The sequence below is a fragment of the Arthrobacter sp. 2MCAF15 genome (assembly GCF_052115605.1).
Lineage (GTDB): Bacteria > Actinomycetota > Actinomycetes > Actinomycetales > Micrococcaceae > Arthrobacter.
Window position 1 is genome coordinate 37322 of sequence record NZ_JBFRGZ010000023.1, and the last position, 23967, is coordinate 61288.

The 23967-nt window shown below is 66.3% G+C and carries 17 protein-coding genes; 13 read left to right on the forward strand and 4 right to left on the reverse strand.

The window, feature by feature from the left end:
- Positions 1 to 128: 128 nt before the first annotated feature.
- A complete protein-coding gene (gene phoU, locus AB4089_RS20300) occupies positions 129 to 791 on the reverse strand; it encodes a phosphate signaling complex protein PhoU (RefSeq protein WP_441411075.1) in 663 nt (220 codons plus the stop codon).
- A 206-nt stretch (positions 792 to 997) separates the two neighbouring features.
- On the opposite strand from phoU, the gene AB4089_RS20305 reads away from it, so the two are divergent.
- Positions 998 to 2230, forward strand: a complete 1233-nt coding sequence (locus AB4089_RS20305; protein WP_441411090.1) for a sensor histidine kinase — start codon at positions 998 to 1000, stop codon at positions 2228 to 2230.
- Positions 2227 to 2907, forward strand: coding sequence for a response regulator transcription factor (locus AB4089_RS20310; protein ID WP_090583992.1), 681 nt, complete (start codon positions 2227 to 2229; stop codon positions 2905 to 2907). The genes AB4089_RS20305 and AB4089_RS20310 overlap by 4 nt, the downstream gene beginning before the upstream one ends.
- 97 nt (positions 2908 to 3004) lie before the next feature.
- Here the strand turns inward: AB4089_RS20310 and AB4089_RS20315 are convergent, their stop codons facing one another.
- Complete coding sequence (locus AB4089_RS20315) at positions 3005 to 3562, reverse strand: hypothetical protein (RefSeq protein ID WP_441411091.1); 558 nt, start codon at positions 3560 to 3562, stop codon at positions 3005 to 3007.
- Positions 3563 to 3912: 350 nt separating this feature from the next.
- Here AB4089_RS20315 and AB4089_RS20320 point away from each other — a divergent pair, with 350 nt between their 5' ends.
- From AB4089_RS20320 to rlmB, 6 genes are all read left to right on the forward strand, one after another.
- Positions 3913 to 4395: a CarD family transcriptional regulator gene (locus tag AB4089_RS20320; RefSeq protein WP_026266570.1), complete on the forward strand. Its 483-nt coding sequence runs from the start codon at positions 3913 to 3915 to the stop codon at positions 4393 to 4395.
- 199 nt (positions 4396 to 4594) lie between these two features.
- Positions 4595 to 5428 (forward strand): 2-C-methyl-D-erythritol 4-phosphate cytidylyltransferase, encoded by an 834-nt coding sequence (gene ispD / locus AB4089_RS20325; protein WP_441411076.1) that lies wholly within the window; start codon positions 4595 to 4597, stop codon positions 5426 to 5428.
- 2 nt (positions 5429 to 5430) lie between these two features.
- Positions 5431 to 5931, forward strand: a complete 501-nt coding sequence (ispF, locus tag AB4089_RS20330) for a 2-C-methyl-D-erythritol 2,4-cyclodiphosphate synthase (RefSeq protein WP_441411077.1) — start codon at positions 5431 to 5433, stop codon at positions 5929 to 5931.
- Positions 5932 to 6023: 92 nt separating this feature from the next.
- Entirely contained in the window at positions 6024 to 6383 is a 360-nt protein-coding gene (locus tag AB4089_RS20335; RefSeq protein WP_441411078.1) for a hypothetical protein, read from the forward strand.
- Between the two features lie 97 nt (positions 6384 to 6480).
- Positions 6481 to 7944, forward strand: a complete 1464-nt coding sequence (gene cysS / locus AB4089_RS20340; RefSeq protein WP_441411079.1) for a cysteine--tRNA ligase — start codon at positions 6481 to 6483, stop codon at positions 7942 to 7944.
- A gap of 135 nt (positions 7945 to 8079) precedes the next feature.
- Entirely contained in the window at positions 8080 to 9081 is a 1002-nt protein-coding gene (gene rlmB, locus AB4089_RS20345) for a 23S rRNA (guanosine(2251)-2'-O)-methyltransferase RlmB (RefSeq protein ID WP_441411080.1), read from the forward strand.
- Positions 9082 to 9740: 659 nt separating this feature from the next.
- Here the strand turns inward: rlmB and AB4089_RS20350 are convergent.
- Positions 9741 to 10544 (reverse strand): carbon-nitrogen hydrolase family protein, encoded by an 804-nt coding sequence (locus tag AB4089_RS20350; protein ID WP_441411081.1) that lies wholly within the window; start codon positions 10542 to 10544, stop codon positions 9741 to 9743.
- A 115-nt stretch (positions 10545 to 10659) separates the two neighbouring features.
- Between AB4089_RS20350 and glgX the strand changes: the two genes are divergently transcribed.
- The gene (gene glgX, locus AB4089_RS20355; RefSeq protein ID WP_441411082.1) at positions 10660 to 12774 is read left to right on the forward strand and encodes a glycogen debranching protein GlgX; all 2115 of its coding nucleotides are present in this window, start codon (positions 10660 to 10662) and stop codon (positions 12772 to 12774) included.
- A 21-nt stretch (positions 12775 to 12795) separates the two neighbouring features.
- Complete coding sequence (locus AB4089_RS20360) at positions 12796 to 13152, forward strand: barstar family protein (RefSeq protein WP_441411083.1); 357 nt, start codon at positions 12796 to 12798, stop codon at positions 13150 to 13152.
- 45 nt (positions 13153 to 13197) lie between these two features.
- Here AB4089_RS20360 and glgP read toward each other — a convergent pair whose 3' ends face one another.
- Positions 13198 to 15816: an alpha-glucan family phosphorylase gene (gene glgP, locus AB4089_RS20365; RefSeq protein WP_441411084.1), complete on the reverse strand. Its 2619-nt coding sequence runs from the start codon at positions 15814 to 15816 to the stop codon at positions 13198 to 13200.
- A gap of 151 nt (positions 15817 to 15967) precedes the next feature.
- Here glgP and AB4089_RS20370 point away from each other — a divergent pair, with 151 nt between their 5' ends.
- Genes AB4089_RS20370 through AB4089_RS20380 form a run of 3 tightly spaced genes read left to right on the forward strand, consistent with a single transcriptional unit; the run spans position 15968 to position 23566 of the window.
- Positions 15968 to 18040 carry an alpha-1,4-glucan--maltose-1-phosphate maltosyltransferase gene (locus AB4089_RS20370; protein WP_441411085.1) on the forward strand — a complete coding sequence of 691 codons (2073 nt, stop codon included), beginning with the start codon at positions 15968 to 15970 and terminating at the stop codon, positions 18038 to 18040.
- Positions 18041 to 18045: 5 nt separating this feature from the next.
- Positions 18046 to 19842 (forward strand): maltose alpha-D-glucosyltransferase, encoded by a 1797-nt coding sequence (treS, locus tag AB4089_RS20375; protein ID WP_441411086.1) that lies wholly within the window; start codon positions 18046 to 18048, stop codon positions 19840 to 19842.
- A 1-nt stretch (position 19843) separates the two neighbouring features.
- Positions 19844 to 23566 (forward strand): 1,4-alpha-glucan branching enzyme, encoded by a 3723-nt coding sequence (locus AB4089_RS20380; RefSeq protein WP_441411087.1) that lies wholly within the window; start codon positions 19844 to 19846, stop codon positions 23564 to 23566.
- The last annotated feature ends 401 nt before the right edge of the window (positions 23567 to 23967 follow it).

A 23967-nucleotide genomic window follows, 5' to 3' on the forward strand; every position in this document is an offset into this window, starting at 1 on the left:
GTTCCCTCACCGCAGCACTAACTACAGAACAAACGACGGCGTCCGGCCACCCCCAAGGTGACCGGACGCCGTCGTTGTTTCAGTACTTCTGTGTCAGAACAGAACCGCAATCCGTCGGACGGCCTGCGTCAGATGTGTTCGATCGTGCTCGGCTGCCACGCGCCGGTGACCAGGTACGTGACCTTCTGGGCAACGGAGACGCCGTGGTCCGCGAAGCGCTCGAAGTAGCGGCTGGCCAGGGCAACGTCCACGGTGGTGGCCGCCGATTCCTGCCAGTCGCTGCGCGCGATCGCCTTGAAGACGCTCAGGTGAAGGTCGTTGACGGTGCCGTTGGCCTTCATGATGTCGCGGGCCACGCCGAGGTCTCGGGTTGCCAGCAGCTCGGTGAGCTTCTGGGCGATCAGCAGGTCCTGTTCCGCGAAGCTCTTGAAGGTCTCCTGCAGTTGGCCCGGGACCACAGACGCCGGGTAGCGCAGCCGAGCCAGCTGGGCCAGGTGCCGGGCGAGGTCGCCCATGCGCTCCAGCGAGGCGCTCATTCGGAGCGAACCAACCAGCATGCGCAGGTCGCTCGCCACCGGGCCCTGGAGGGCGAGGATGTCGATGGCGCGCTCGTCGAGGCTGTTCTGCAGGAAGTCGATGCGGGCATCGGCGGCAATCACGTCCTCGGCGAGGTCGATATCGGCGCCCTCGAAGGCTGTCGTGGCCTTGTCGATGGCCTCCGTGACCAGCGCTGAGATCTCGACGAGCTGTTCCCTTACTTGGGCGAGCTCCTCCTGAAAAACCTTACGCACGTGTGCGTCCTTTCCTCGGAAATATTGCCAGCGATTCAATGGCGGGCCTATTTCGGTTCACCTACCGGCGCTCCAACCCTCAACTCTGTCAGTGTCCGGTGAACTGTTACGCCCCAATAGGTGAACGTTAGCTGAACCGGCGCCCGATTCGCAGGAGATTTCAGTTTCGGTCACGCGGCAGAGCATAAGCTGGAGCCGTGGATCCAATGCTCATCGGCGTCATCGCCGGCCTGATCGGCCTATCGTTTGGCATGTTCGGCGTACTCGCGTTCCGGGTCAGTGAGCAGCAGCGGCAGATCGTCGACGTCGACGTCGAGGACCCCTCGCTGCCCGAAGGTGCGGCGGAGGTGCTAGCCGTCCTCGGCCGCGCGTTCGTGGTGGTCGACGCGATCGACGGCGTGGTCCGCGCCAGCCCTGCCGCCTATGCCTACGGCCTGGTCCGCGGGCACACCGTGGTGCACCAGCCGCTGCTGGAAATGACCGCCAAGGTGCGCCGGGACGGTGTGGTCCTCGAAAAGCAGCTGGAACTGCCGCGGGGCCCGCTGGGCCAGGGAACGATCGTGGTCCAGGTCCGGGCAGCCGTCATCACGGAGGACTACATCCTCCTGCTGGCCGATGACCGCACGGAATTCACCCGCACCGAGGAAGTCCGCAACGACTTCGTCGCCAACGTCTCCCACGAACTGAAGACACCGGTCGGGGCGATCTCCCTCCTGGCGGAGGCCCTCGAGTCCTCCGCTGACGATCCCGACGCGGTCAAGCGGTTCGCCAAGCGCATGCACAAGGAATCGACGCGGCTCGCGGCCCTCGTCCAGGACATCATCGAACTCTCCCGGCTGCAGGGGGCCAACGTCGCGCAGCAGGGCCGCCCGGTAGACATCAACACCGTGGTCAACGAGGCCGTGGACCGCTCGCAGCTGCCGGCCGAGAGCAAGAACATCCAGCTGGTGGTGGGCGGGCACGCCGACGCCATGGTCTACGGCGACCAGGACCTCCTCGTCACCGCCCTACGCAACCTGATCGATAACGCAATCCGCTACTCGCCGGAGAACACCAAGGTGGGTGTGGGCATCCGGGCCAAGGACGGCCTCGTGGCGGTCTCTGTGACGGACCAGGGCGATGGACTCAGCGCCGAGGACCAGGAGCGCGTCTTCGAGCGCTTCTACCGGGTGGATGCCGCCCGTTCGCGGCAGACCGGAGGCACGGGGCTTGGCCTGAGCATCGTCAAGCACGTCATTTCCAACCACGGCGGCGAGGTGACCCTGTGGTCCCAGCTCGGCCAGGGTTCCACGTTCACCATTCGACTTCCCGAGATGGAAGGGCAGGACCACGGCGACGCCACCGAGGCGGGCAAAGCCGCTGCCCACACTTCCACCCGGGACCCCAAACCACAACGACGTGACGCCGCCGGCGTCCATGAGCAAGGAGCTACCGCTTGAGCAGGATTCTTATTGTCGAGGACGAGGAGTCCTTCAGCGATCCCCTCTCCTACCTGTTGGGCAAAGAGGGGTTCGAGGTGGAGGTGGTGGACAACGGACTGGACGCCATCACCGAGTTCGACCGCAACGGCGCCGACCTCGTGCTCCTGGACCTCCAACTTCCCGGCCAGTCGGGCACGGAGGTCTGCCGCCAGCTCCGGCAGCGTTCAGGAGTGCCGGTGATCATGTTGACGGCCAAGGACTCGGAAATCGACAAGGTGGTGGGGCTCGAACTGGGCGCCGACGACTACGTCACCAAGCCCTACTCCTCGCGGGAGCTCGTGGCCCGGGTCCGGGCCGTCCTGAGGCGCCAGAGCGAGCCGGAGGAGCTCGTCTCCAGCACGGTGCAGGCCGGTCCTGTCCGGATGGACATCGAACGCCACGTCGTGAGCGTCGGTGGCGAGCAGATAGCCTTGCCGCTCAAGGAGTTCGAGCTGCTGGAAATGCTGCTGCGGAACTCCGGCAGGGTCCTGACCCGAGGCCAGCTGATCGACAGGGTCTGGGGCTCCGACTACGTGGGGGACACCAAGACCCTCGATGTCCACGTCAAGCGGCTGCGCAGCAAGATTGAGCCCGATGCCTCCGCGCCGCGGTACCTGATTACCGTCCGCGGCCTGGGCTACAAGTTCGAACCCTAAATCCAGGGCACATGCAAAAGATCCAGGGCACATGCAAAAGGAGGGGCACCCGCGGGTGCCCCTCCTTTTGCATGTGCTGTGGCAGCAGCCGTGGAGRCTAGTGCCCGGCGGTGCTGCTCGGCGTCGGCGTCGGCGTGGCCGTTTCGGTCGAGGTGGCCGTGCTGCCGGTGGTGGGCTCCGGCGTYGGCAGGTACTGCTTGTAATCCACGATCGTTCCGTCCAGGACCGGAACCTTGAACGAGGCGTTCTTGTTGGTGCCGTCTTCGGAGATGCTGAGCTCGGTCACGGATCCGGGCTTGGCGCCGGCGGTGCTCAGGATCACCGCATCGGTGGAGTCGTTGAGCATGGTGTAGGAGTTCTGCTTGACCGGAACCTGGGTCTGCGATCCGGCCGCACCCTTGATGGTCAGCACGACGTCCTTGGAGGAGGAGTTGTACACGGCGCCGATCACGCGGGCCGGCTTGTCCTCGGCATCGGCGACGATGATGAAGTTGCGCAGCTTCAGCGGGCCGAGGTCGGTCCGGGTTCCGTCGGATGCCGAGTACTGCTCAGAGGTCTGCTGGGGGTTGATGTAGCCGCAGCCGGTCACGGACAGCAGGCCAATGCCAAGTGCAGCCGTAGCCATTGCCAGCTTGCCGCGCTGGCCCCGGTTCATCGCAGTGAAACGCACGTCACGCACTCCTTGAGAGTCTTGGAACATTATTCAGCCCATAGCCTATCCGCAATCGGCCTCAAACAAGGACTCGGCCGCTACACATAGACGCGGGGACGCGCACGCGTTGGCGCACGGACGCACGAGCCCCCGCCGGGCGAGGGCGCGCTTGCCGGGGACCGGAAACCTCTTGGCAGTTAGGGCCGCAGGCACTATTATCCGCATTCGTCAAGGGGTTTGAGGGGGTGGATTGAGGCCATTTTCCCCGGATTCATGCGGTTCCCGGCACCTTTAGATGCCAGTTGTATGCCTTAATCGTGATAAACTGGTCTGCGGGAAAGGGGAATGTCCACATGGTTTTTGAGGTCGGCGAGACAGTAGTTTACCCTCACCACGGTGCAGCCAAAATTGAAGAAATCAAGATGCGCACTGTCAAGGGCGAAGAGAAGATGTATCTCAAGCTCAAGGTGGCTCAGGGTGATCTGACCATTGAAGTTCCAGCAGAAAACGTAGACCTCGTTGGGGTTCGGGACGTAGTGGGCAAGGAAGGCTTGGAGCACGTGTTCGATGTGCTGCGGGCCGAGTTCACTGAAGAACCCACCAACTGGTCGCGTCGATACAAGGCAAACCTGGAAAAGCTTGCATCCGGTGACGTCATCAAGGTAGCAGAGGTCGTCCGCGACCTTTGGCGCCGCGATCACGACCGGGGTCTCTCCGCGGGAGAGAAGCGCATGCTGGCCAAGGCCCGCCAGATCCTGATTTCGGAACTGGCACTGGCTGAGAAGACTGATGAAGAGAAGGCTGCAAGCGTTCTCGACGAGGTCCTGGCTTCCTAACACAGGGCCGGCCCCAGCAGGCCGGCGCAGAATAAGAATCGAACCCCGGTGGCCTCAGGCCGCCGGGGCTTCTTCTTGCCCTTTTTCATCCGCCACCCGATTGCGTTTTCACCTGTGGCCCCTCTGAGTGCGCCCCGAAACCACCACAACTGATAGCGCAACGGGATGCTCCGAGGCGCGGGGACGTAGTCTTGTGCGCATGGATACTGCACCGACGAATTCGTCCCCGGCCGGTCCGGTGACTGCTGTCATTGTTGTGGCCGCCGGCTCCGGCCAGCGCCTGGGCTACGGCGTGGCCAAAGCAAAAGTGCCGCTGGGCGGGGACACCATCCTCATGCACGCCCTGCGCGGCGTGGCGGCCGCCGGGATCGCACAGCAGATCTGCATTGCGATTCCCCCGGGAGACGCCGATCTGCAGGGGCTGTGCGCGGCCTTCACCCGGGAGCTTGCGGACGGCCTCGCCCGCACCGCGGAGTCCCCTTACGGCGTGCAGATTCCGGTCGTGACCGTCGTCGACGGCGGTGCGAACCGCGCCGATTCGGTCCGCGCCGCGATGGCCGCGCTCCTGCCCCATACTGAGGCAGTCCTGGTCCACGATGCCGCCCGTGCCCTTGCCCCGGAGGCCGTTTTCCACCGGGTGGCTGCGGCGCTCGGAGCCGGTGCCTCCGCCGTGATTCCGGTGATCCCGGTAGTGGACACCGTCAAGACCGTCGAACCGACCACCGGCGACGGCGTCGCGGTGGCCCCCGAGCTGGTCACCGGGACGGCGCCCCGTGAGGGGCTCCGTGCCGTGCAGACACCCCAGGGATTCACCTTCGCGATCCTCAAACGAGCCCACGAGGCCGCCGCGGAGTTCGACGCTGACCAGGCTGCGCTCGTCACGGACGACGCGATGCTCGTGGAACTGCTCGGCGTCCCCGTCCACGCCGTGCGCGGCGCCAGCCAGTCCCTGAAGATCACCACGCCCCTGGACCTGATCCTGGCCGAAGGCCTCCTCGAAGGACCCCTGGGCGCACGCTGGGTGGAGGGATGAGCATGACCACCAACGCGCCTCTGATCCCCAGGACCGGGATCGGAATCGATGTTCATGCCTACGCGGCCGAAGGCGAGAAGCAGCCGCTGTGGCTCGGCGGACTCTTCTGGGAAGGGGAACGGGGACTGTCCGGCCACTCCGACGGCGACCCGGTGGCGCATGCCGCGGCCGACGCGCTGTTCTCGGCCTGCGGGATCGGGGACCTCGGCACCCACTTCGGCACTGACCGGCCCGAATACGCCGGGGCGTCCGGCGTCACCCTCCTGGCCGAGGCCGCCCGGATTGTGCGCGCCCACGGATTTGAAATCGGCAACATTGCCGTGCAGTTCGTGGCCAACCGGCCCAAATTCGGTCCGCGGCGGGAGGAATCCCAGCGGGTCCTCAGCGATGCTGCTGCGGCGCCGGTCAGCGTCACGGCCACCACGAGCGACGGACTCGGGTTCACCGGCCGTGGCGAGGGGATCTCGGCGGTGGCAACGGCGCTCGTCTACCCGGCCGGCTAACCGCCGGTTGAACTCTGCCCGCTCCGGTCGCCTAGGCTGGAGGGGCAAGACCCCACCGTGACATCCCGTTCCGAACAGCCAGGAGACCCGCCGTGAAGAAGCTGCTGACCGCCGTCGTACTCGTGGCAGGGACCATGCTGAGCGGATGCGCCGGCTCGACGACGACGCCCCAGGCAACCAGCGCCACGCCAAAGTTGAGCGTCGACGAAAGCTGCAAGTTCCTCAACGGCGATACGTTCGCGCCCTCCGGGAGCGCGAAGGAGCAGGCCGCGCAGATCGGCCAGCACTACCAGGAAGTTGCGGACAAAGTGGCGCCGGAAGTTGGCGCCCCCATCCAGCAGATGGCCGAGATCATGAAGCAGGTTGCGGCCAGCTCCACCGGGACCAAGACGGACGAACAGACGGCCCAGCTCACGGAGCAGATCAACAAGATCGGGCAGTACTGCAAGTAGCGTCCCGGATCGATGATCCGGGGCCCCGCTCCCGGAGTGACGGCTGCCCGCAAAGCCGCCGGTCAGGCCGCGGAGCGCCATCGGCTAATCTGGAGCGGTGACCCTGCGCTTTTACGACACTGCATCCGCCGAAGTCCGCGACTTCGTCCCCCTCGTACCTGGCCAAGTGAGCCTGTACTACTGCGGAGCCACCGTGCAGGGCATGCCCCACGTCGGCCACATCCGGTCGGCCATCGCGTTCGACCAGCTCACCCGCTGGCTGCAGTACCGGGGCTTCCGCGTGACGGCGGTCCGCAACGTCACCGACATCGACGACAAGATCCTCGCCAAGTCCGCCGCGTCCTTCGGCCCCGATTTTGAGGACGAGCCCGGAGCCCAGCGCAACGAGGAATGGTGGGCCCTGGCCTACCGGTACGAGCAGGAATTCCTCAAGGCCTACGACACCCTGGGCGTCTCCCGCCCCACCTATGAGCCCCGCGCCACCGGCCACATCCCGGAAATGCACGCCCTCATCCAGCAGCTGATCAACCGCGGCCACGCCTACCCGGCCCTGGACGACTCCGGCGACGTCTACTTCGACGTGCGCTCCTGGTCCAAGTACGGCTCCCTGACGCGCCAGCGGCTCGACGACATGCAGGGCGCCCCGGACGCGGACCCGCGCGGCAAGAAGGACCCCCGCGACTTCGCGCTGTGGAAGGGCTACAAGGACGGGGAGCCGACGACGGCGAGCTGGGCTTCGCCGTGGGGCCCCGGCCGTCCGGGCTGGCACCTCGAATGCTCCGCGATGGTCACCAAGTACCTCGGCACCGAGTTCGACATCCACGGCGGCGGCCTGGACCTGCGCTTCCCGCACCACGAAAACGAAATGGCGCAGTCCCAGGCGGCAGGCCACGGGTTCGCCAACTTCTGGATGCACAACGGCATGGTCACGTACGCCGGCGAGAAGATGTCCAAGTCCATCGGCAACACCGTCAGCCCGGCGGAAATGCTCGAAATCGCCCCGCCGCGGGTCGTCCGGTACTACCTCGGCCAGGCGCAGTACCGTTCGGTCCTGGACTACCAACCGACGTCCCTGCCGGAGGCGGCCGCCGCCGTCGAACGGATCGATGGGTTCCTCAGCCGCGCCGGCCGGGTCCTCCCCGGCGCAGCACCGGATTCGTTTGAGGCTACCGTCCCGGGGGTTGCCGTCCCGGAGGCTTTCGCCGCGGCGATGGACGATGACCTGAACGTCCCGCAGGCACTGGCATCCCTTCACGAGACGGTCCGGGCCGGCAACACGGCCCTCACGGACGGGGACCTCGACGCCGCCGGGCAGGCCCTCGCCAGCGTCAACGCCATGCTCGATGTGCTGGGCCTCAACGCCACCGCGACGCCCGCGGCCGACGACCAGGCCAACACCGCCCTCGGGGTTCTGGTCGAGGCGCAGCTGGAGGCGCGCGCCCATGCCCGGGCCGCCAAGGACTGGGCGGCGTCCGACGCAATCCGGGACACCCTGGCCGCAGCCGGCGTCGTCGTTGAGGACGGTCCGGACGGGGCGAGCTGGAGCCTCAAGCGCGGCTGAGCAGGCCCTGATGCGCCCCCGTGCTTCCGGCCCGAGTTCTGCCGCGGGCCCTCCCGAAATAGTCGATTTAACTCGAGTCAGTAGACTGGAGGTCAGACTTATTAACAAAGCACGTAACAAGCAGGGGTGGAAATCATGGCCAACAACGGTCGTCGTTCGGTCAAATTGAAGAAGGGCCCCACCGTCGGAACCGGCGGTCACGGGCGCAAAGCACTCGAGGGCAAGGGCCCCACGCCGAAGGCGGAGGACCGCCCCTACCACAAGGCGTTCAAGAACAAGCAGCTCTCTGAGCGCTCCGAGGCCAAGCGCGCCAGCGGAAGCCGCACCACCAGCGCGGCAGCCCGCACCGGCCGCTCCGGCCCCAAGGGCCGCGCCACCGAAGAGGTCGTCACCGGCCGCAACTCGGTGGTCGAAGCCCTGCGCGCCGGCATCCCGGCCAAGGCACTGCACGTAGCCGTCCGCATCGAAATGGACGACCGCGTCAAGGAATCCCTGAAGCTCGCTGCCGAACGCGGCATCCCGCTGATGGAGACCGGCAAGCCCGAGCTCGACCGGATGACCGACGACGCCATCCACCAGGGACTCGTACTGCAGATCCCGCCGTACGAATACCAGGACGCGTTCGAGCTCGCCGAAGAGACCCTCGCGGCCTGGAAGAAGGGCCACGTGGCCAACGCCCCGCTCTTCGTCGCTCTGGACGGCATCACCGACCCCCGCAACCTCGGCGCGATCATCCGCTCCGTCTCGGCCTTCAGCGGCCACGGCGTCGTCGTCCCCGAGCGTCGCTCCGTGGGCGTCACCGCCTCGGCCTGGAAGACCAGCGCCGGCGCTGCCGTCCGCGTCCCGGTTGCCCGCGCGGCCAACCTGAACAACACGCTCAAGGCGTTCAAGAACATGGGGATCTTTGTCCTGGGGCTCGACGGCGACGGCGACGTCTCGCTGCCCGATCTCGCCCTGGCCACCGAACCCGTGTGCCTCGTCGTAGGTTCCGAGGGCAAGGGCCTGAGCCGCCTGGTCCGCGAAAACTGCGACCAGATCGTCTCGATCCCGATCGACTCCGCCATGGAATCCCTGAACGCCTCCATGGCCGTAGGCATCTCCCTGTACGAAATCTCCCGCCAGCGCTCCGCTAAGTAGCCCGCTTCTTCGGGCCGGGTTCCGCCGGCACCGAAGTTTTACGGTCACCGGAGTCGGGCTTGAGTTTCGCCGAAACCGAAGTTTTGCCGTCGCTTAGCGGTCAGCCCCTTCCCAAACTTCGCAAGCTCAGTTCGGGTCCCTCGGGGCTTCCCTTCCTCCCGTCGACGCTTCCGGCCGCGGGCGGCCTCCAACGTCTCTGGTCGGCGATGCGCTCCTTAGCAAAACTCCGGTTCCCGCGATGAGGCTCTGTCACCATTGCGATAAGCGCCAAACGCTCCCTCACGACTCGTGGGGGAGCGTTTTCCGTTAACGCGAGAACGAGTACAAGCAACGCGTGGTCAGATGGGCCCTCCGAGGCCCCAAAATAGGCGCGAGGATCCCCGCGTTGTTCGTGGCAGCGCGCCTTTCGCGCCTTTTGTATTTCGTCAGTCTTACTGAAGTAGTCCAACAGCGGGTGGGCTGAATATCGGGCGGGCGGCGGTGTCTTGCTGAGGAGCGCATCGCCGACCAGAGCCGGATGAGGCCGCCTGCGGCCGAAGTAGGCGGCGGGAGGTGTCTAAGCGACGGCAGGGCGCCGGTGTCCGCGGGTGGTGACCACAATGGAATCGAAAAGCCCCCGTTGCGCGTGGAGGTGACTAGACCGAACCGAACGCTGCCGCTTAAAACTTATGCCGGTTGGCCAGGACCGGGAGCTTGGTTCGTGCTTCCTTGACCGCTGCGGTGTCCAGGTCGGCGAACAGCAGGCCCGGAGCGCCGTCGAGCTCTTCGATGATGTCGCCCATGGGGGAGACCACCACGGAGTGGCCCACGCCGGTGGGGGCGGAACCCTTGACCGGGTGACCCAAGCTGGCGGGGTCGCCCTGGCCGCAGGCGAGGACCAGGGTGGTGGAGTCCAGGGCGCGGGCGCGGGCAAGGAGCTTCCACTGTTCGGCCTTGCCGGGGCCCGATCCCCAGGAGGCGCACACTATGTTGACGTCGGCGCCGCGGTCGGCGTTTTCCGTGAAAAGGTCCGGGAAGCGGACGTCGTAGCACGTGGCTAGGCCGAACGTCACGCCGTCGAGCTCGAAGGTGACCGGGGAAGTGCCGGCGTCGACCGTGTCCGACTCGGCGAAACCGAAGGCGTCGAACAGGTGGATCTTGTCGTAGCTGGCCTCGACTCCCCGGCCTGTGGCCAGCAGGGTATTGCGCACCTTGGCGCCGTCGCCGGTTGTTCCCGGTGTGAACATCCCCGCGACGATCGTGATGCCGAGTTCCGAGGCGAGGGCGCGCACCCGGGAAGCCCACGGACCGTCCAGCGGCTCGGCGATATCCAGCAGCGAATTGCCGAAGGCCCGCATGGTGGCCTCCGGGAATACCACCAGGTCCGCGCCGCCGGCCTTGGCCTGGCGGGCATAGTCGTCCACGAGGGCGAGATTCGCAGCCAGATCGCGGCCAGTAATGATTTGGGCTAGTGCTACGCGCACATTTACCTCCATGTCGGCGCTTCATTACAGTATGCAGTGTGGTGGTCCGTACACTGCAAAACGTCATGAAATCGAAAACGGGGGCCATTAGTCCGGCCCGGCTAAGCTTTAAGCAATGGTTATGTCTTACATAGATACCGCTTCCACCGTAGACGCTTCGCGGGCGTTTCCGCTGGGGATCAGCACTCCGCATACCGGCTCGCCGGCAGTGGACGATCCTCGGGGTGCGTTCGCCAACGTGGCTGTCTACGCGCCCGGCGTGACCACCTTGGAAATCGCGTATCAGCCGCCAGGGGGCACCTGGCAGGCGAAGACACTGCCCAACCTCAGCGACGGCGTTCACCACGGCATCGTGGAGGGGATTCCCGCCGGCTCGCGCTACGGTTTCCGGGCCTCGCCCGAACATGAGGCCCTCCCGTTGTCCATGCCCGCCACGGATTTCGACGCCGGCGAGGAGCAGCCGCTGCTGATGGACCCGTATGGGCGGGCCGTTGACGAACGCGAAGGGCTGATCACCAGTGTCCGGGTCGGCAACGACTTTGACTGGGGACTTGACCGCAATCCCCGTGTGCCCTGGCGCAACACTATCGTCTACGAGGCCCATGTCAGGGGCCAGACCAAGCTGCACCCGGACATTCCGGAGGACCTTCAGGGGACGTATGCAGGCATGGCCCACCCGGCCGTGATCGAGCACCTGATCTCGCTGGGCGTCACGGCGATCCAGCTCCTGCCCGTCCATTTCCACATCGATGAGCCGCACCTCCAACAGCTCGGACTGACGAATTACTGGGGCTACAACACGGCCGCCTTCTTCGCCCCGCACCCCGGTTACGCCACCGCGGCCGCACAGGCCGCCGGCCCCCACGCGGTCCAGGATGAGTTCAAGGGCATGGTCAAGCTGCTCCACGCCGCCGGGCTCGAGGTCATCCTCGACGTCGTGTACAACCACACCGCCGAGGGCGGCACCGACGGCCCTACCCTGAGCTTCCGTGGCCTGGGCGAGATGCAGTATTACCGCAACGACGGCTACGGCAAGTACGTCGACACCACCGGCTGCGGCAACAGCCTGAACTTCGCCGAACCCCGCGTGGTGCAGCTGGTGCTGGACTCCCTGCGCTACTGGGTGAGCGAGTTCCACATCGACGGCTTCCGGTTCGACCTCGCCGTCACGCTGTGCCGCAACAGTGCCAACGAATTCGATCCCCGGCACCCCTTCCTCGTCGCGGTGGGCGCCGATCCCGTCCTGTCCGGCGTCAAGCTGATTTCCGAACCCTGGGACGTGGGCTACGGTGGCTGGCAGACCGGCCGGTTCCCGGCCGGGTGGGTGGACTGGAACGATCACTTCCGCGACGCCGTCCGCAGCTTCTGGCTCGCCGACCGTGCAGCGATCGACGGCGGCGGCAGCGGCGGCCCGGTGGCGCGCCTCGCGGACGCCCTCTCCGGTTCTGCCCAGCTGTTCGAGTCATCCGGCCGGTCCCGGCTCGCCTCGCTGAACCTCATCACGGCCCACGATGGCTTCACCCTGGCCGACCTGACCGCTTACGACCGCAAGCACAACGAGGCCAACGGCGAGCAGAACCGCGACGGCCACGGCGACAACCGCAGCTACAACCACGGCTTCGAGGGCCCCACCGAAGACGGCGATATCCTTGCCCGGCGCGCCCAAAGCCGGCGGAACCTGATGGCCTGCCTGATGATTTCCCAAGGCGTCCCCATGATCACCGCAGGGGACGAGATCTGCCGGACCCAGCAGGGCAACAACAACGCCTACTGCCAGGACAACGCCCTCACCTGGATTGACTGGACCAGCACCGCGGAATCCCATGCGATGCTGCGGACCACCAAGCGTGTCATCCGGCTGCGCAAGGAGTTCCTGGCCAGCCAGCCGCATGATTACCCGGCGCGCGACAACCAGTCGTATTTCCACTGGTTCGATGTCGATGGCAAGCCCATGTCAGCGGACACGTGGAACGACCCCGGCCACCGGGTGATCCAGCTCCTGCTCGGGTCCGACGACGGGCACGTGGACGGCCTGGTGGTGGTCAACGGCGGCGCCGACGACGTCAAGGTCACCTTGCCGGAACTGAACAACGAGGACGGCACCGGGCACCGGCTCTTCGAGCTTCGCGTGACCACCTCCGAACTCCATGACAGGCGCCAGGGCGCCCGCGTCGCCTCCGGCGAGCGGGACCTCGTCCAGGCCAACACAATAAATATCTACCGCACCTAGTTATCCGCGATTAAGGACCCCATGAAGATTTACTCGGCAGAGACCTGGACCATCGAAGAACTCAAGGAGCAGATCGACGACGCCGGCCGCCGCGCCGTGGTGGTTCCCGCCGTTGAGACCAAACAGGCAGTCCTGGACACGTTCAGCGAGCTCCTGGAGGCCACCGAGGACTACGGTACGGACCTCGATGCGCTGCACGATTCCCTCCACGACGTCGCCGATGCCGTGACAGACGACGGCGAGGCCCCGGTCACCTTCATCTGGCAGGTGCCTGCCGCCCTCCGCGCGGACCGCTCCTTCGGCGTCATCTGCGAAACGCTGCAGGACGCCGAAGGCTACGCCGGCAACAGCCTGGACGTCATCGCCGTCTGCCTCTAGTCGAGGCCGGGCGCTGCCGGTCAGGCGCTGCCGGTGAGGATGGGATCAGGCGTTGACGATCAGGCCAAGTTCCGCCTTGGACGCCAGCGCCTCATTCTTCGGCAGCACCCGCACGGTGTAGCCGAAGGAGCCCGACCGGTCAATCACCAGCGTGCCGCTGAAAAGGTGCCGGCCCTTGCCGAGGTCCTCCGCGGCCTTCAATTCCGCGACCGTGATGTCCGTCAGCTCGTCGGTGTCCTCGGCCCGGCCATAGGCCACCTCGACGTAAACATCCTCCGGTGAGAGCTCGCGCAGGGCCACGTACGCGTTGACCTGCAGCAGGTCTCCGATCTGCGGGTCCTCGGAGACCCCCACAGAGTCGACGTGCTCCACCTGGATCTGCGGCCACGCGGCCCGGATCCGTGAGGTCCACGCCGCCAGGGCCTTGGCCTGGGCGTAGTTATCCGCCACGGCGTGGCGTCCCGCGATAGCGGCGGGCCGGTACAGCACGTTGACGTAGTCCCGGAGCATCCGTTCCGCCGAGACGGCCGGGCCAAGGTGGGACATGGTGTGCTTGATCATGGAGACCCAGTGCGTGGGGACCTTCTGCGGGCCCGGCTGGGACGGCCCGGCGGCTCCGGCCGCATCGGACACGGTCAGCCCGTAGAACCGCGGGGCCACCTGTGTTTCGAGCAGCTCGTACAGTGCCGCCGCCTCGATGTCGTCGCGCTCTTCCGGGGAGGCGTCGTTGTTGGCGGTCGGGATCGCCCAGCCGTTCTCGCCGTCGTACATCTCGTCCCACCAGCCGTCCATGACCGAAAGGTTCAGCGAACCGTTCAGGGCGGCCTTCATGCCGGACGTTCCGCAGGCCTCCAGCGGACGCAGCGGGTTGTTCAGCCACACATCGCAGCCCGGGAACAAGGTCCGGGCCATGGCGATGTCGTAGTTGGGCAGGAACGCGATCCGGTGCCGCACGGCGGGGTCGTCGGTGAACCGGACCAGGTCCTGGATCATCTTCTTGCCGGCGTCGTCTGCCGGATGCGACTTCCCGGCGATGACCAGCTGGATGGGGTGCGTCTTGTGCAGCAGCAGCGCCTTGAGCCGGTCGGGATCGCGCAGCATCAGGGTCAGCCGCTTGTAGGTCGGCACGCGCCGGGCAAAGCCAATGGTCAGGATGTCCGGGTCCAGGACGGAATCCGTCCACGCCAGCTCCGCGTCGGCCGCGCCACGTTTCTTCCAGGCGGCCCGGAGCCGGCGCCGGACATCCTCCACCAGGGACACGCGCATCTCCCGGCGCAGCGCCCAGAGGTCCTCATCGGTGACGTTGTAGGCCAGGTCCCAACGGCCCTGCGCCTCGGCGTCGGCACCGAACTGGTCCCGCGCCAACGCCGAGATCCTGGGGTCCACCCAGGTGGGGACGTGCACGCCGTTCGTGACGGAGGTGATCGGGATTTCGGAATGGTCGAATCCCGGCCAGAGGGCGGAGAACATCCCGCGGGACACCACGCCGTGCAGTTTGGCCACACCGTTGGCCCGCTGGGCCAGGCGCAGGCCCATGACGGCCATGTTGAACACGAACGGGTTGCCGTCCGCGAAGTCCTCGCGGCCCAGGTCCAGGATTTTCGCCACCGGGACGTCCGGGGCGAGGCCGGCTTCGAAGAAGTGCTGAATCTGGGAAATTTCGAAGCGGTCGATGCCCGCGGGGACCGGTGTGTGGGTGGTGAACACGGTCGACGCCCGGCCGGCGGCCAGCGCCTCGTCCCAGCTCAGCGGATCCGCGCCGGACATCAGCTCCTGGATCCGCTCGACGCCCAGGAACCCGGCGTGTCCTTCGTTGGTGTGGAAGACCTCCGGCGCGGGGACCCCCGTGAGCCGCTGGAACTCCCGCAGCGCCTTGACCCCGCCCATGCCCAGCAGGAGTTCCTGCTGCAGGCGGTGGTCACCGCCGCCGCCGTACAGGCGGTCCGTGATGCCGCGGGCTGCTTCGTCATTGCCCGGAACGTTGGAGTCCAGCAGCAGCAGCGGAACGCGTCCGACGTCGGCCCGCCACACGTGCGCCAGCAGGCGCCGGCCCTGGGGGAGCGGAAGGGAGATCTGGATCGGTTTGCCGTTGCCGTCCGGGGCGGCTTCGCGCAGGAGTGTCAGGGGCAGCCCGTCCGGGTCGAGGACCGGGTAGGTTTCCTGCTGCCAGGCGTCGCGGGAGAGCGACTGCTTGAAGTAGCCGGCCTGGTACAGGAGGCCGACGCCGATCAGCGGCACGCCAAGGTCCGAGGCCGCCTTCAGGTGGTCGCCGGCCAGGATGCCGAGGCCGCCCGAGTACTGGGGCAGCACTTCGGTGATGCCGAACTCGGGTGAGAAGTACGCGATGCAGGAGGGGGCGCCGTCGCCGAGGCTCTGGTACCAGCGCGGCTGGTCCAGGTACCGGTCGAGGTCGTCGGCTGCGGCGTGGACACGCTGCACCACGTCCTGGTCCGCCGCGAGGCGCTGCAGCTCTTCCCGGCTTACCAGGCCCAGGAACGTCACGGGGTCGTGGGCGCTCTCCGCCCAGATCCCGGGGTTGAGCGACTCGAAAAGCTCCCGGGTGGGCCTGTGCCAGGACCACCGGAGATTGGTGGCGAGCCGGGCCAGCGGCCGGATGGACTCCGGGAGAACGGTTCTGACGGTAAATCTGCGGATTGCCTTCACGAGCGAAACACTAACGGACAAGTCGGTGCCCCGGAACCGCTTTAAGATTCTTTCCTGTAAATGACGAATATCAGTCCGGCCAGAACCGCAAACCTCCGGAAAACATGGCGGGCCTTAGCATTCTGGCCGTTTTGTAGATAACGTCGAGCCTGTGACGAATAACTCGCGAACCAGCGCCGTGTCCAAGCAAAAGCCCAAGGCCCTGATCACGGATGGCCTGCGATTTGGCCGCTTTCCGATCACCGCCGTGCAGCCTTCGGTGGACGGCGGAAAATTCCCCGCCAAAGCCGTCGAGGGCCAAACCATTGTCGTTGGAGCCACCGCGTTCCGGGAGGGACACGACCAGCTCGGCGTCAGCGCTGTCCTGCTCGACCCGCGCGGCAAAGAGCGGCAGCGGGTCCGGCTGGCCCCGCCTCGCGGACCCCGCGGGATGGGCACGGACCGTTGGGAAGGCCTCCTGACCCCGCCTGCAACGGGCAACTGGTCCTTCGTCATCGAGGCCTGGCATGACCGCTACGGCACCTGGCACCACAACGCCGAGGTCAAGGTGGAGGCCGGCATCGACGTCGAGCTCATGCTGGCCGAAGGCGCGGCACTGCTTGCGGACGCATCCGAGGAAGCCTCGCGACCCTCCGGTGACCGCCGGACGCTGCGGATGGCCGTCGTCGTCCTCTCCGATACGTCCCGGACACCCGAAGAGCGGCTCGCCGCAGGCTTCAGCGCCGACGTCGCCGCCGTCGTCGAACGCCAGCCCATCCGCGAACTGGTGACGGTTTCCGAGCCCTACCCGCTGCTGGTGGAGCGAACGCTCGCCGGGGCCGGCTCCTGGTACGAATTCTTTCCGCGCTCCGAAGGCGCCGTGCGCAACCACGAGACCGGGGAATGGACCTCGGGCACCTTCCGCACCGCGGCGGAGCGCCTCGACGCCGTCGCCGCCATGGGCTTCGACATCATCTACATGCCGCCGATCCACCCAATCGGTCTCCAGCACCGCAAGGGCCCGAACAACACCCTCATTGCCGGCCCGCACGATCCCGGCTCGCCGTGGGCCATTGGCTCCCACGAGGGCGGCCACGACGCCATCCATCCGGACCTGGGCACCTTCGAGGACTTCGACGCCTTCGTGGCACGCGCCGGCGAACTCGGGCTGGAGGTCGCCCTGGACCTTGCCCTGCAGGCCGCGCCGGACCACCCGTGGGTGCAAAGCAACCCGGAATGGTTTACCACGCGAGTTGACGGCACTATTGCCTACGCGGAGAATCCGCCGAAGAAATACCAGGACATTTTCCCGCTGAATTTCGACAACGACCCCGCCGGGCTGTCCAACGAAATTCTCCGGATCGTGCTGCTCTGGGTCAGCCACGGCGTCAAGGTCTTCCGGGTGGACAATCCGCACACCAAACCCGTGTGGTTCTGGGAATGGCTGATCGGCAAGGTCAATAAGAAACACCCCGACGTCGTCTTCCTCGCCGAGGCGTTCACCCGCCCGGCCATGATGCACGCGCTGGGCCGGGCCGGCTTCCAGCAGTCCTATACGTACTTCACCTGGCGGAACACCAAGGAGGAGCTGGAGGAGTACTTCCAGGAGGTCAGCCACGAATCTTCGGCCTACTTCCGGCCGAACTTCTTCGTCAACACCCCGGACATCCTCACCGAATACCTGCAGTTCGGCGGCCCGGCGGCCTTCAAGATCCGGGCCGCCCTGGCCGCGACGGCCAGCCCGATCTGGGGTGTGTACGCCGGGTTTGAGCTTTACGAACACGTGGCGCGGCCCGGCGCCGAGGAATACATCGACAACGAGAAGTTTGAGTACAAGTCCCGCGACTGGGATGCGGCGAGCGAGTCGGGGCGTTCCCTGGCCCCGTTCCTGACCCGGCTCAATGCGATCCGGCGCGCACACCCGGCCCTGGGGGATCTGCAGAACCTGACGGTGCACCAGAGCTCGGACCCCTCCACCGTGGTGTACTCCAAGCACAAGATACTTCCGGACGGCAGCAAGGACACCGTGATCATCGTCGTCAACGTGGACCCGCACGGCACACGGGAGAGCACCGTGTCCCTGGATCTGGCGGCGCTGGACCTGGACCCGGAGAACTTCACGCACAACGGCCGCTTCATGGTCGATGACTTGCTGACCGGCGAAAGTTGGGAATGGGGGGAGTACAACTACGTCCGCTTGGACCCGCACGTCGAGCCCGCACACATTCTTAGCATCCGGAGGTAGTGCCAGTGAGTTTCAGCCCGCAGAACCCGAGCCAGCACTTCAGCCCGAGGGGAGGCTTTGAACTGAACGCTCCCGGGCTTCAGCACGATCCCCTCTGGTACCGCAAGGCGGTCTTCTATGAGGTGCTCGTCCGGGGCTTCGCCGACGGGAACGGGGACGGCTCGGGCGACTTCCACGGCCTGATCGAGAAACTGGATTATCTGCAGTGGCTGGGGGTGGACTGCCTCTGGCTGCCGCCGTTCTTCCAGTCACCGCTGCGCGACGGCGGCTATGACATCTCGGATTACAACTCCGTGCTGGACGAGTTCGGCACCATCAGCGACTTCAAGCGACTCGTGGCGGAGGCACACGCCCGGGGCGTCCGGGTGATCATCGACCTGCCGCTGAACCACACCTCCGATCAGCACCCGTGGTTCCAGGAGTCCCGCAAGGATCCGGACGGGCCCTTCGGCGACTTCTACGTCTGGAGCGACACGGACGAGAAGTACGAAGACGCCCGCATCATCTTCGTGGACACGGAGGAGTCCAACTGGACCTTCGACCCCATCCGCCGCCAGTTCTTCTGGCACCGGTTCTTCAGCCACCAGCCTGACCTGAACTTCGAAAACCCCAAGGTCATCGACGCGCTCTTCGACGTCGTGCGGTTCTGGCTGGACCAGGGCATCGACGGGTTCCGGGCCGACGCCATTCCGTACCTGTTCGAGGAGGAGGGCACCAACTGCGAGAACCTGCCGCAGACCCACGAATTCCTCCGCCAGCTGCGCCGGATGGTCGATGAAAGCTACCCGGGCCGCGTGATCATTGCCGAGGCCAACCAGCCGCCCGCCGAGGTGGTCGAGTACTTCGGCACCGAGGAGGAACCGGAGTGCCACATGGCGTTCCACTTCCCGATCATGCCGCGCCTCTACTACGCGCTGCGGGACCAGAAGGCGTCGCCCATCATCGAGACGATGAAGGACACCCCGGACATTCCCGAAGGCGCCCAGTGGGGCACGTTCCTGCGCAACCACGACGAGCTGACGCTGGAAATGGTCACGTCCGACGAACGCGCCGCGATGCTCGGCTGGTACGCGCCGGATCCGCGCATGCGGGCCAACATCGGCATCCGACGCCGGCTGGCGCCGTTGCTGGATAACTCCCGCTCCGAAATCGAGCTCATCAATGCCCTCCTGCTGTCCCTGCCGGGCAGCCCGTTCCTGTATTACGGGGACGAGATCGGCATGGGGGACAACATTTGGCTTGAGGACCGGGACGCTGTCCGCACGCCGATGCAATGGAACCCGGACCGGAACGCCGGGTTCTCCAGTGCCGATCCCGGCAAGTTGTACCTGCCGGTGATCCAGTCGCTGGTCTACAACTACAGCATGGCGAACGTGGAGGCCGAGGCCGCCCATTCGGGCTCGCTGCTGCGCTGGACCCGGCAGATCCTGAGCGTCCGCAAGAACCACCCCGCGTTCGGACTTGGCGCGTTCAAGCATGTGGAAGCCGACCACGACGTCGTCCTCGCCTACCTGCGGGAGCTCCCGGAAGGCAACGCCGCCGGCGCGGACGCGGAGACCATCCTGTGCGCCTTCAACCTCTCCCAGCACCCCGTGGCGACCACGCTGCGGGTGCCGAACTTCGCCGGCCGTGGCCTCCGGGACGTTTTCGGCGGCCAGGCGTTCCCTGCGATCGGCGAGGACGGAACGCTGACGCTGACGCTGGGCAGCCACGATTTCTTCTGGTTGCGGATCCGTTCGGCAGCCTCCAACCCGACATCCCCGTTCACACAGGCGATGCCCATCCTGTCCATCGAAGGCTGAGATGACGCGACCGACCCTTGCCCCGCCCCTGAGCGGATTGCTCGGCGCCTGGCTTCCGCACCAGCGGTGGTTCCCGGTCAAGAGTGCGGAGTTCACCTTCGAACCGGTGGGCGGGCTGCGCCTCGAGGCCGGCGCCGAGGATGCCCCCGGCGCGGCGGAGTTTGAGGTGCTGCTGCTCGCGGTGTCCTACCCCACCCCCGGCGGCAGCCGGACCGACATCGTCCAGGTGCCGCTCAGTTTCCACCCGGAGCCCCTGCCCGGGGCGGAGCGGGCGCTGATCGGCGAGCTTCCCGGCACACGCGCCGACGCCGCCCACCGGTGGGTCTACGACGGCGTCCATGACGCCTCCTTCGTCGCCGCCTGGCTGGAGCTCATGCGCCACGGCGGGAGCACGCCGTCGGGGAACGCCACCGGCCACCTGGTGGACTCTGGCTACCGCCTGCCGTTTGCAACGGGCAAGGTCAAGGTGCTCTCCGGCGAGCAGTCGAACAGTTCGGTAATCGTCGACGACAACGACGGCGGCACAGTCGCCATCGTGAAGTTCTTCCGTGTGCTGTCCGAAGGCCAGAACCCCGAAGTCGAAATCGGTGCTGCGCTGACGGCGGGGCGCACGGAGGAGGTCCCGGCGACCCTTGGCTGGGTGGCCGGGGAATGGGAGACTCCGGCGGCCGCTCTCGGGCAGGAAAGCTCCGGAGCCGCCCGTCCCGCGCGCGGCGAGCTCGCGGTGGCGCACGAATTCCTCGCCGGCGGACTCGACGCCTGGCGGCTCGCCGTGGACGCGGCCAGCCGGGGGACCGGGTTCACCGCCGAGGCCCACGCACTGGGCGCCGCGACGGCCACCGTGCACCGGAGGCTCGCCGAGGCGCTGGGCACAGCCGCCGAATCCGCGCCGGGCCAGGACATCGCCCCGGGAGTAGCCGAACGCGTCCGCCAGTCCTGGAACCAGGCGTCCACCGCCGTCGGGCCCTACGAAGAGGCGCTCAACCGTCTCCTCGGCCGGCTCGAAGGCACTGGCGCCGGTCCGCTCCAGCGGATCCACGGGGACCTCCATCTCGGGCAGATCCTGCAGGTCCCGGGCAGTTCCGTCCCGGGCGGGCCCGGGGCCGCACCGCGCTGGGCCATTCTCGACTTCGAAGGCGAGCCGTTGCGTCCCATCTCCGAACGCAACTTCCCCGACGTCCCTCTTCGCGACGTCGTGGGCATGCTCCGGTCCTTCGACTACGCCGCCGGCGCGGCCGTCCGCGAAAATCCCGGTGCCGTGGTGCCCGGGACATGGGTGGACGACTGCGCGGAGGCCTTCCTGGCCGGCTACGCCGAAGTAATCCCCGGCAGCATCGACCGCGACGCGCCCCTCTTCGTGGCGCTGTGGCTCGACAAAGCCCTCTACGAAGTCATCTACGAACTAAGGAACAGGCCGGACTGGCTCTCCATTCCGGTTAACGCATCGCGTCGTCTCCTCGGCAGTACAGGTTCCGGCGTCGCCGCCGAAGCCGCAGCGGAAGGTATAAAAATGACAGGATCAGCACGTATCGATCGACCCGGCGCACCACTGCCCGTGGACGGTGAGACCCTTGCGAGGGTCGGCACCGGCGAGCACCACGCGCCCCACTCGGTCCTCGGCGCCCACCTTGATGACCACGGCCACGTCACCATCCGGACGGTGAAGCACCTGGCGGAATCGGTTTCTGTCGTGACGTCGGCAGGCGCGGTGCCCATGACCCACGAGGCGGGCGGCGTGTGGGTGGCCGTGATGGAACCCCTCGAGCACGGACACGTGCCGGACTACCGGCTCGAAGTGACCTACAAGGACCACGAGCCGCAGGTCATGGACGATCCCTACCGCTACCTGCCGACCATCGGCGAAGTGGACCTGCACCTGATCGGCGAAGGCCGGCACGAGCGCCTGTGGGATGTCTTGGGCGCGCACGTCCAGCACTACAAGTCCTCGCTCGGCGACGTCGACGGCGTGTCCTTCGCCGTGTGGGCACCGAACGCCGAGGCAGTCCGCGTCAAGGGCGACTTCAACGGCTGGGACGGCCGCGAACACTCCATGCGCTCCCTCGGTTCCACGGGGGTGTGGGAGCTCTTCATCCCGGGCGTAGCAGCAGGGGCGTGCTACAAGTTTGAACTCAGGACCCGGCACGGATTCTGGGTGGAAAAGGCGGACCCGCTGGCCTTCGGGACCGAGATCCCGCCCCTGACGGCATCCCGCGTGGTCGAGCCCTCCTATGTGTTCAAGGACGCCGAGTGGATGCAGGCCCGCGCCGAACGCGATCCGCACAACTCGCCCATGAGCGTCTATGAAGTCCACCTCGGCTCGTGGCGGGTGGGGCTGGGGTACCGCGAACTGGCCAAGGAACTCGTGGAGTACGTCAAATGGCTTGGCTTCACCCACGTGGAGTTCATGCCCGTTGCCGAGCACCCGTTCGGTGGCTCGTGGGGCTACCAGGTCACCTCCTACTTCGCGCCGACCTCGCGCTTCGGGCACCCGGACGAATTCCGCCACCTCGTTGACGAACTCCACCAAGCCGGCATCGGCGTCCTCCTGGACTGGGTTCCCGCCCACTTCCCCAAGGACGAATGGGCCCTGGCCAGGTTCGATGGCGAAGCCCTGTACGAGCACGCCGATCCGAACCTGGGCGAGCACCCGGACTGGGGCACGCTGATCTTCGACTTCGGCCGCACGGAGGTGCGCAACTTCCTGGTGGCCAACGCGCTGTACTGGCTCGACGAATTCCACATCGACGGGCTGCGCGTGGACGCCGTCGCCTCCATGCTGTACCTGGACTACTCCCGCGAAGAGGGGCAGTGGCAGCCGAACCGCTTTGGCGGCCGCGAAAACCTTGAGGCGATTTCCTTCCTCCAGGAGGTCAACGCCACGGTGTACAAGACACACCCCGGCGCGGTCATGATTGCCGAGGAATCCACGGCCTTCCCGGGCGTCACCGCACCCACGAGCGGCGGCGGCCTGGGCTTCGGCCTCAAATGGAACATGGGCTGGATGCATGACTCGCTCCAGTACATGGCCGAGGACCCGTACAACCGCAGGTGGCACCACGGAACCATCACGTTCTCGATGGTCTATGCCTTCTCGGAAAACTTCCTGCTGCCAATCAGCCACGATGAAGTCGTGCACGGCAAGGGCTCCATGCTGCGCAAGATGCCCGGCGACCGGTGGCAGCAGCTGGCAAACCTGCGCGCGTTCCTGGGATATCAGTGGGCGCACCCGGGCAAGCAGCTGATCTTCATGGGCACCGAATTCGGCCAGGAAGCAGAGTGGTCGGAGCAGCACGGCCTGGACTGGTGGCTCGCAGACATCCCGGCGCACAACGGCATGCAGCTCCTGACCAAGGACCTCAACGAGCTGTACCGTTCCACGCCGGCCCTGTACCAGCAGGACAACCAGCCCGAGGGATTCCAATGGATCAACGGGGGAGACTCGGACCGGAACGTCCTGACGTTCATCCGCCGCGACGCAGACGGCAACCCGCTGGTCTGCGCCGTGAACTTCTCCGGCGGCCCGCACACGGACTACCAGCTCGGCGTCCCAACGGCCGGCAAATGGCAGGAAGTGCTCAACACCGACGCCGCCACCTATGGCGGTTCCGGGGTTGAAAACACCGGCATGTTGACTGCGACCAAGGGTGGCCTCGACGGACAGCCTGCCACGCTGGTGGTCACCCTGCCGCCGCTCGGCGCGGCCTACTTCAAGCCGCTCGCTTAGGCCCGTCGCCCGGACCAAACACGGGCCGACGCCGCCGGCACTGCTGGAAGGCCAACCGAAGGCGCACTGAAAAGCCCGGAATCCGCGTGATTCCGGGCTTTTCAGCACCCTGCTCGAGGCCGCTTTGTCAGCTCGGCCAAGTGGTGGTAGAGTTTATTTCCGCGCTGCTCCCCGGAGTTGAACGGCCACCAAGACCCAGAAGCCAATGGCAAGAATGAGTCTGGAACGCCGATTTGACAAGGGTGAAGCGGCCGGGTAAGTTTGAAAAGTTGCTCCGGAGCGATCCGCGACTGAATGTTGGTTGTGGTGGTGCCGGGTGTGTCTGTTGTTTGAGAACTCAATAGTGTGCCAAGTTTGTTGATACCAATTTATTGTAATGGATTGGTTGAATTGACCAGGTT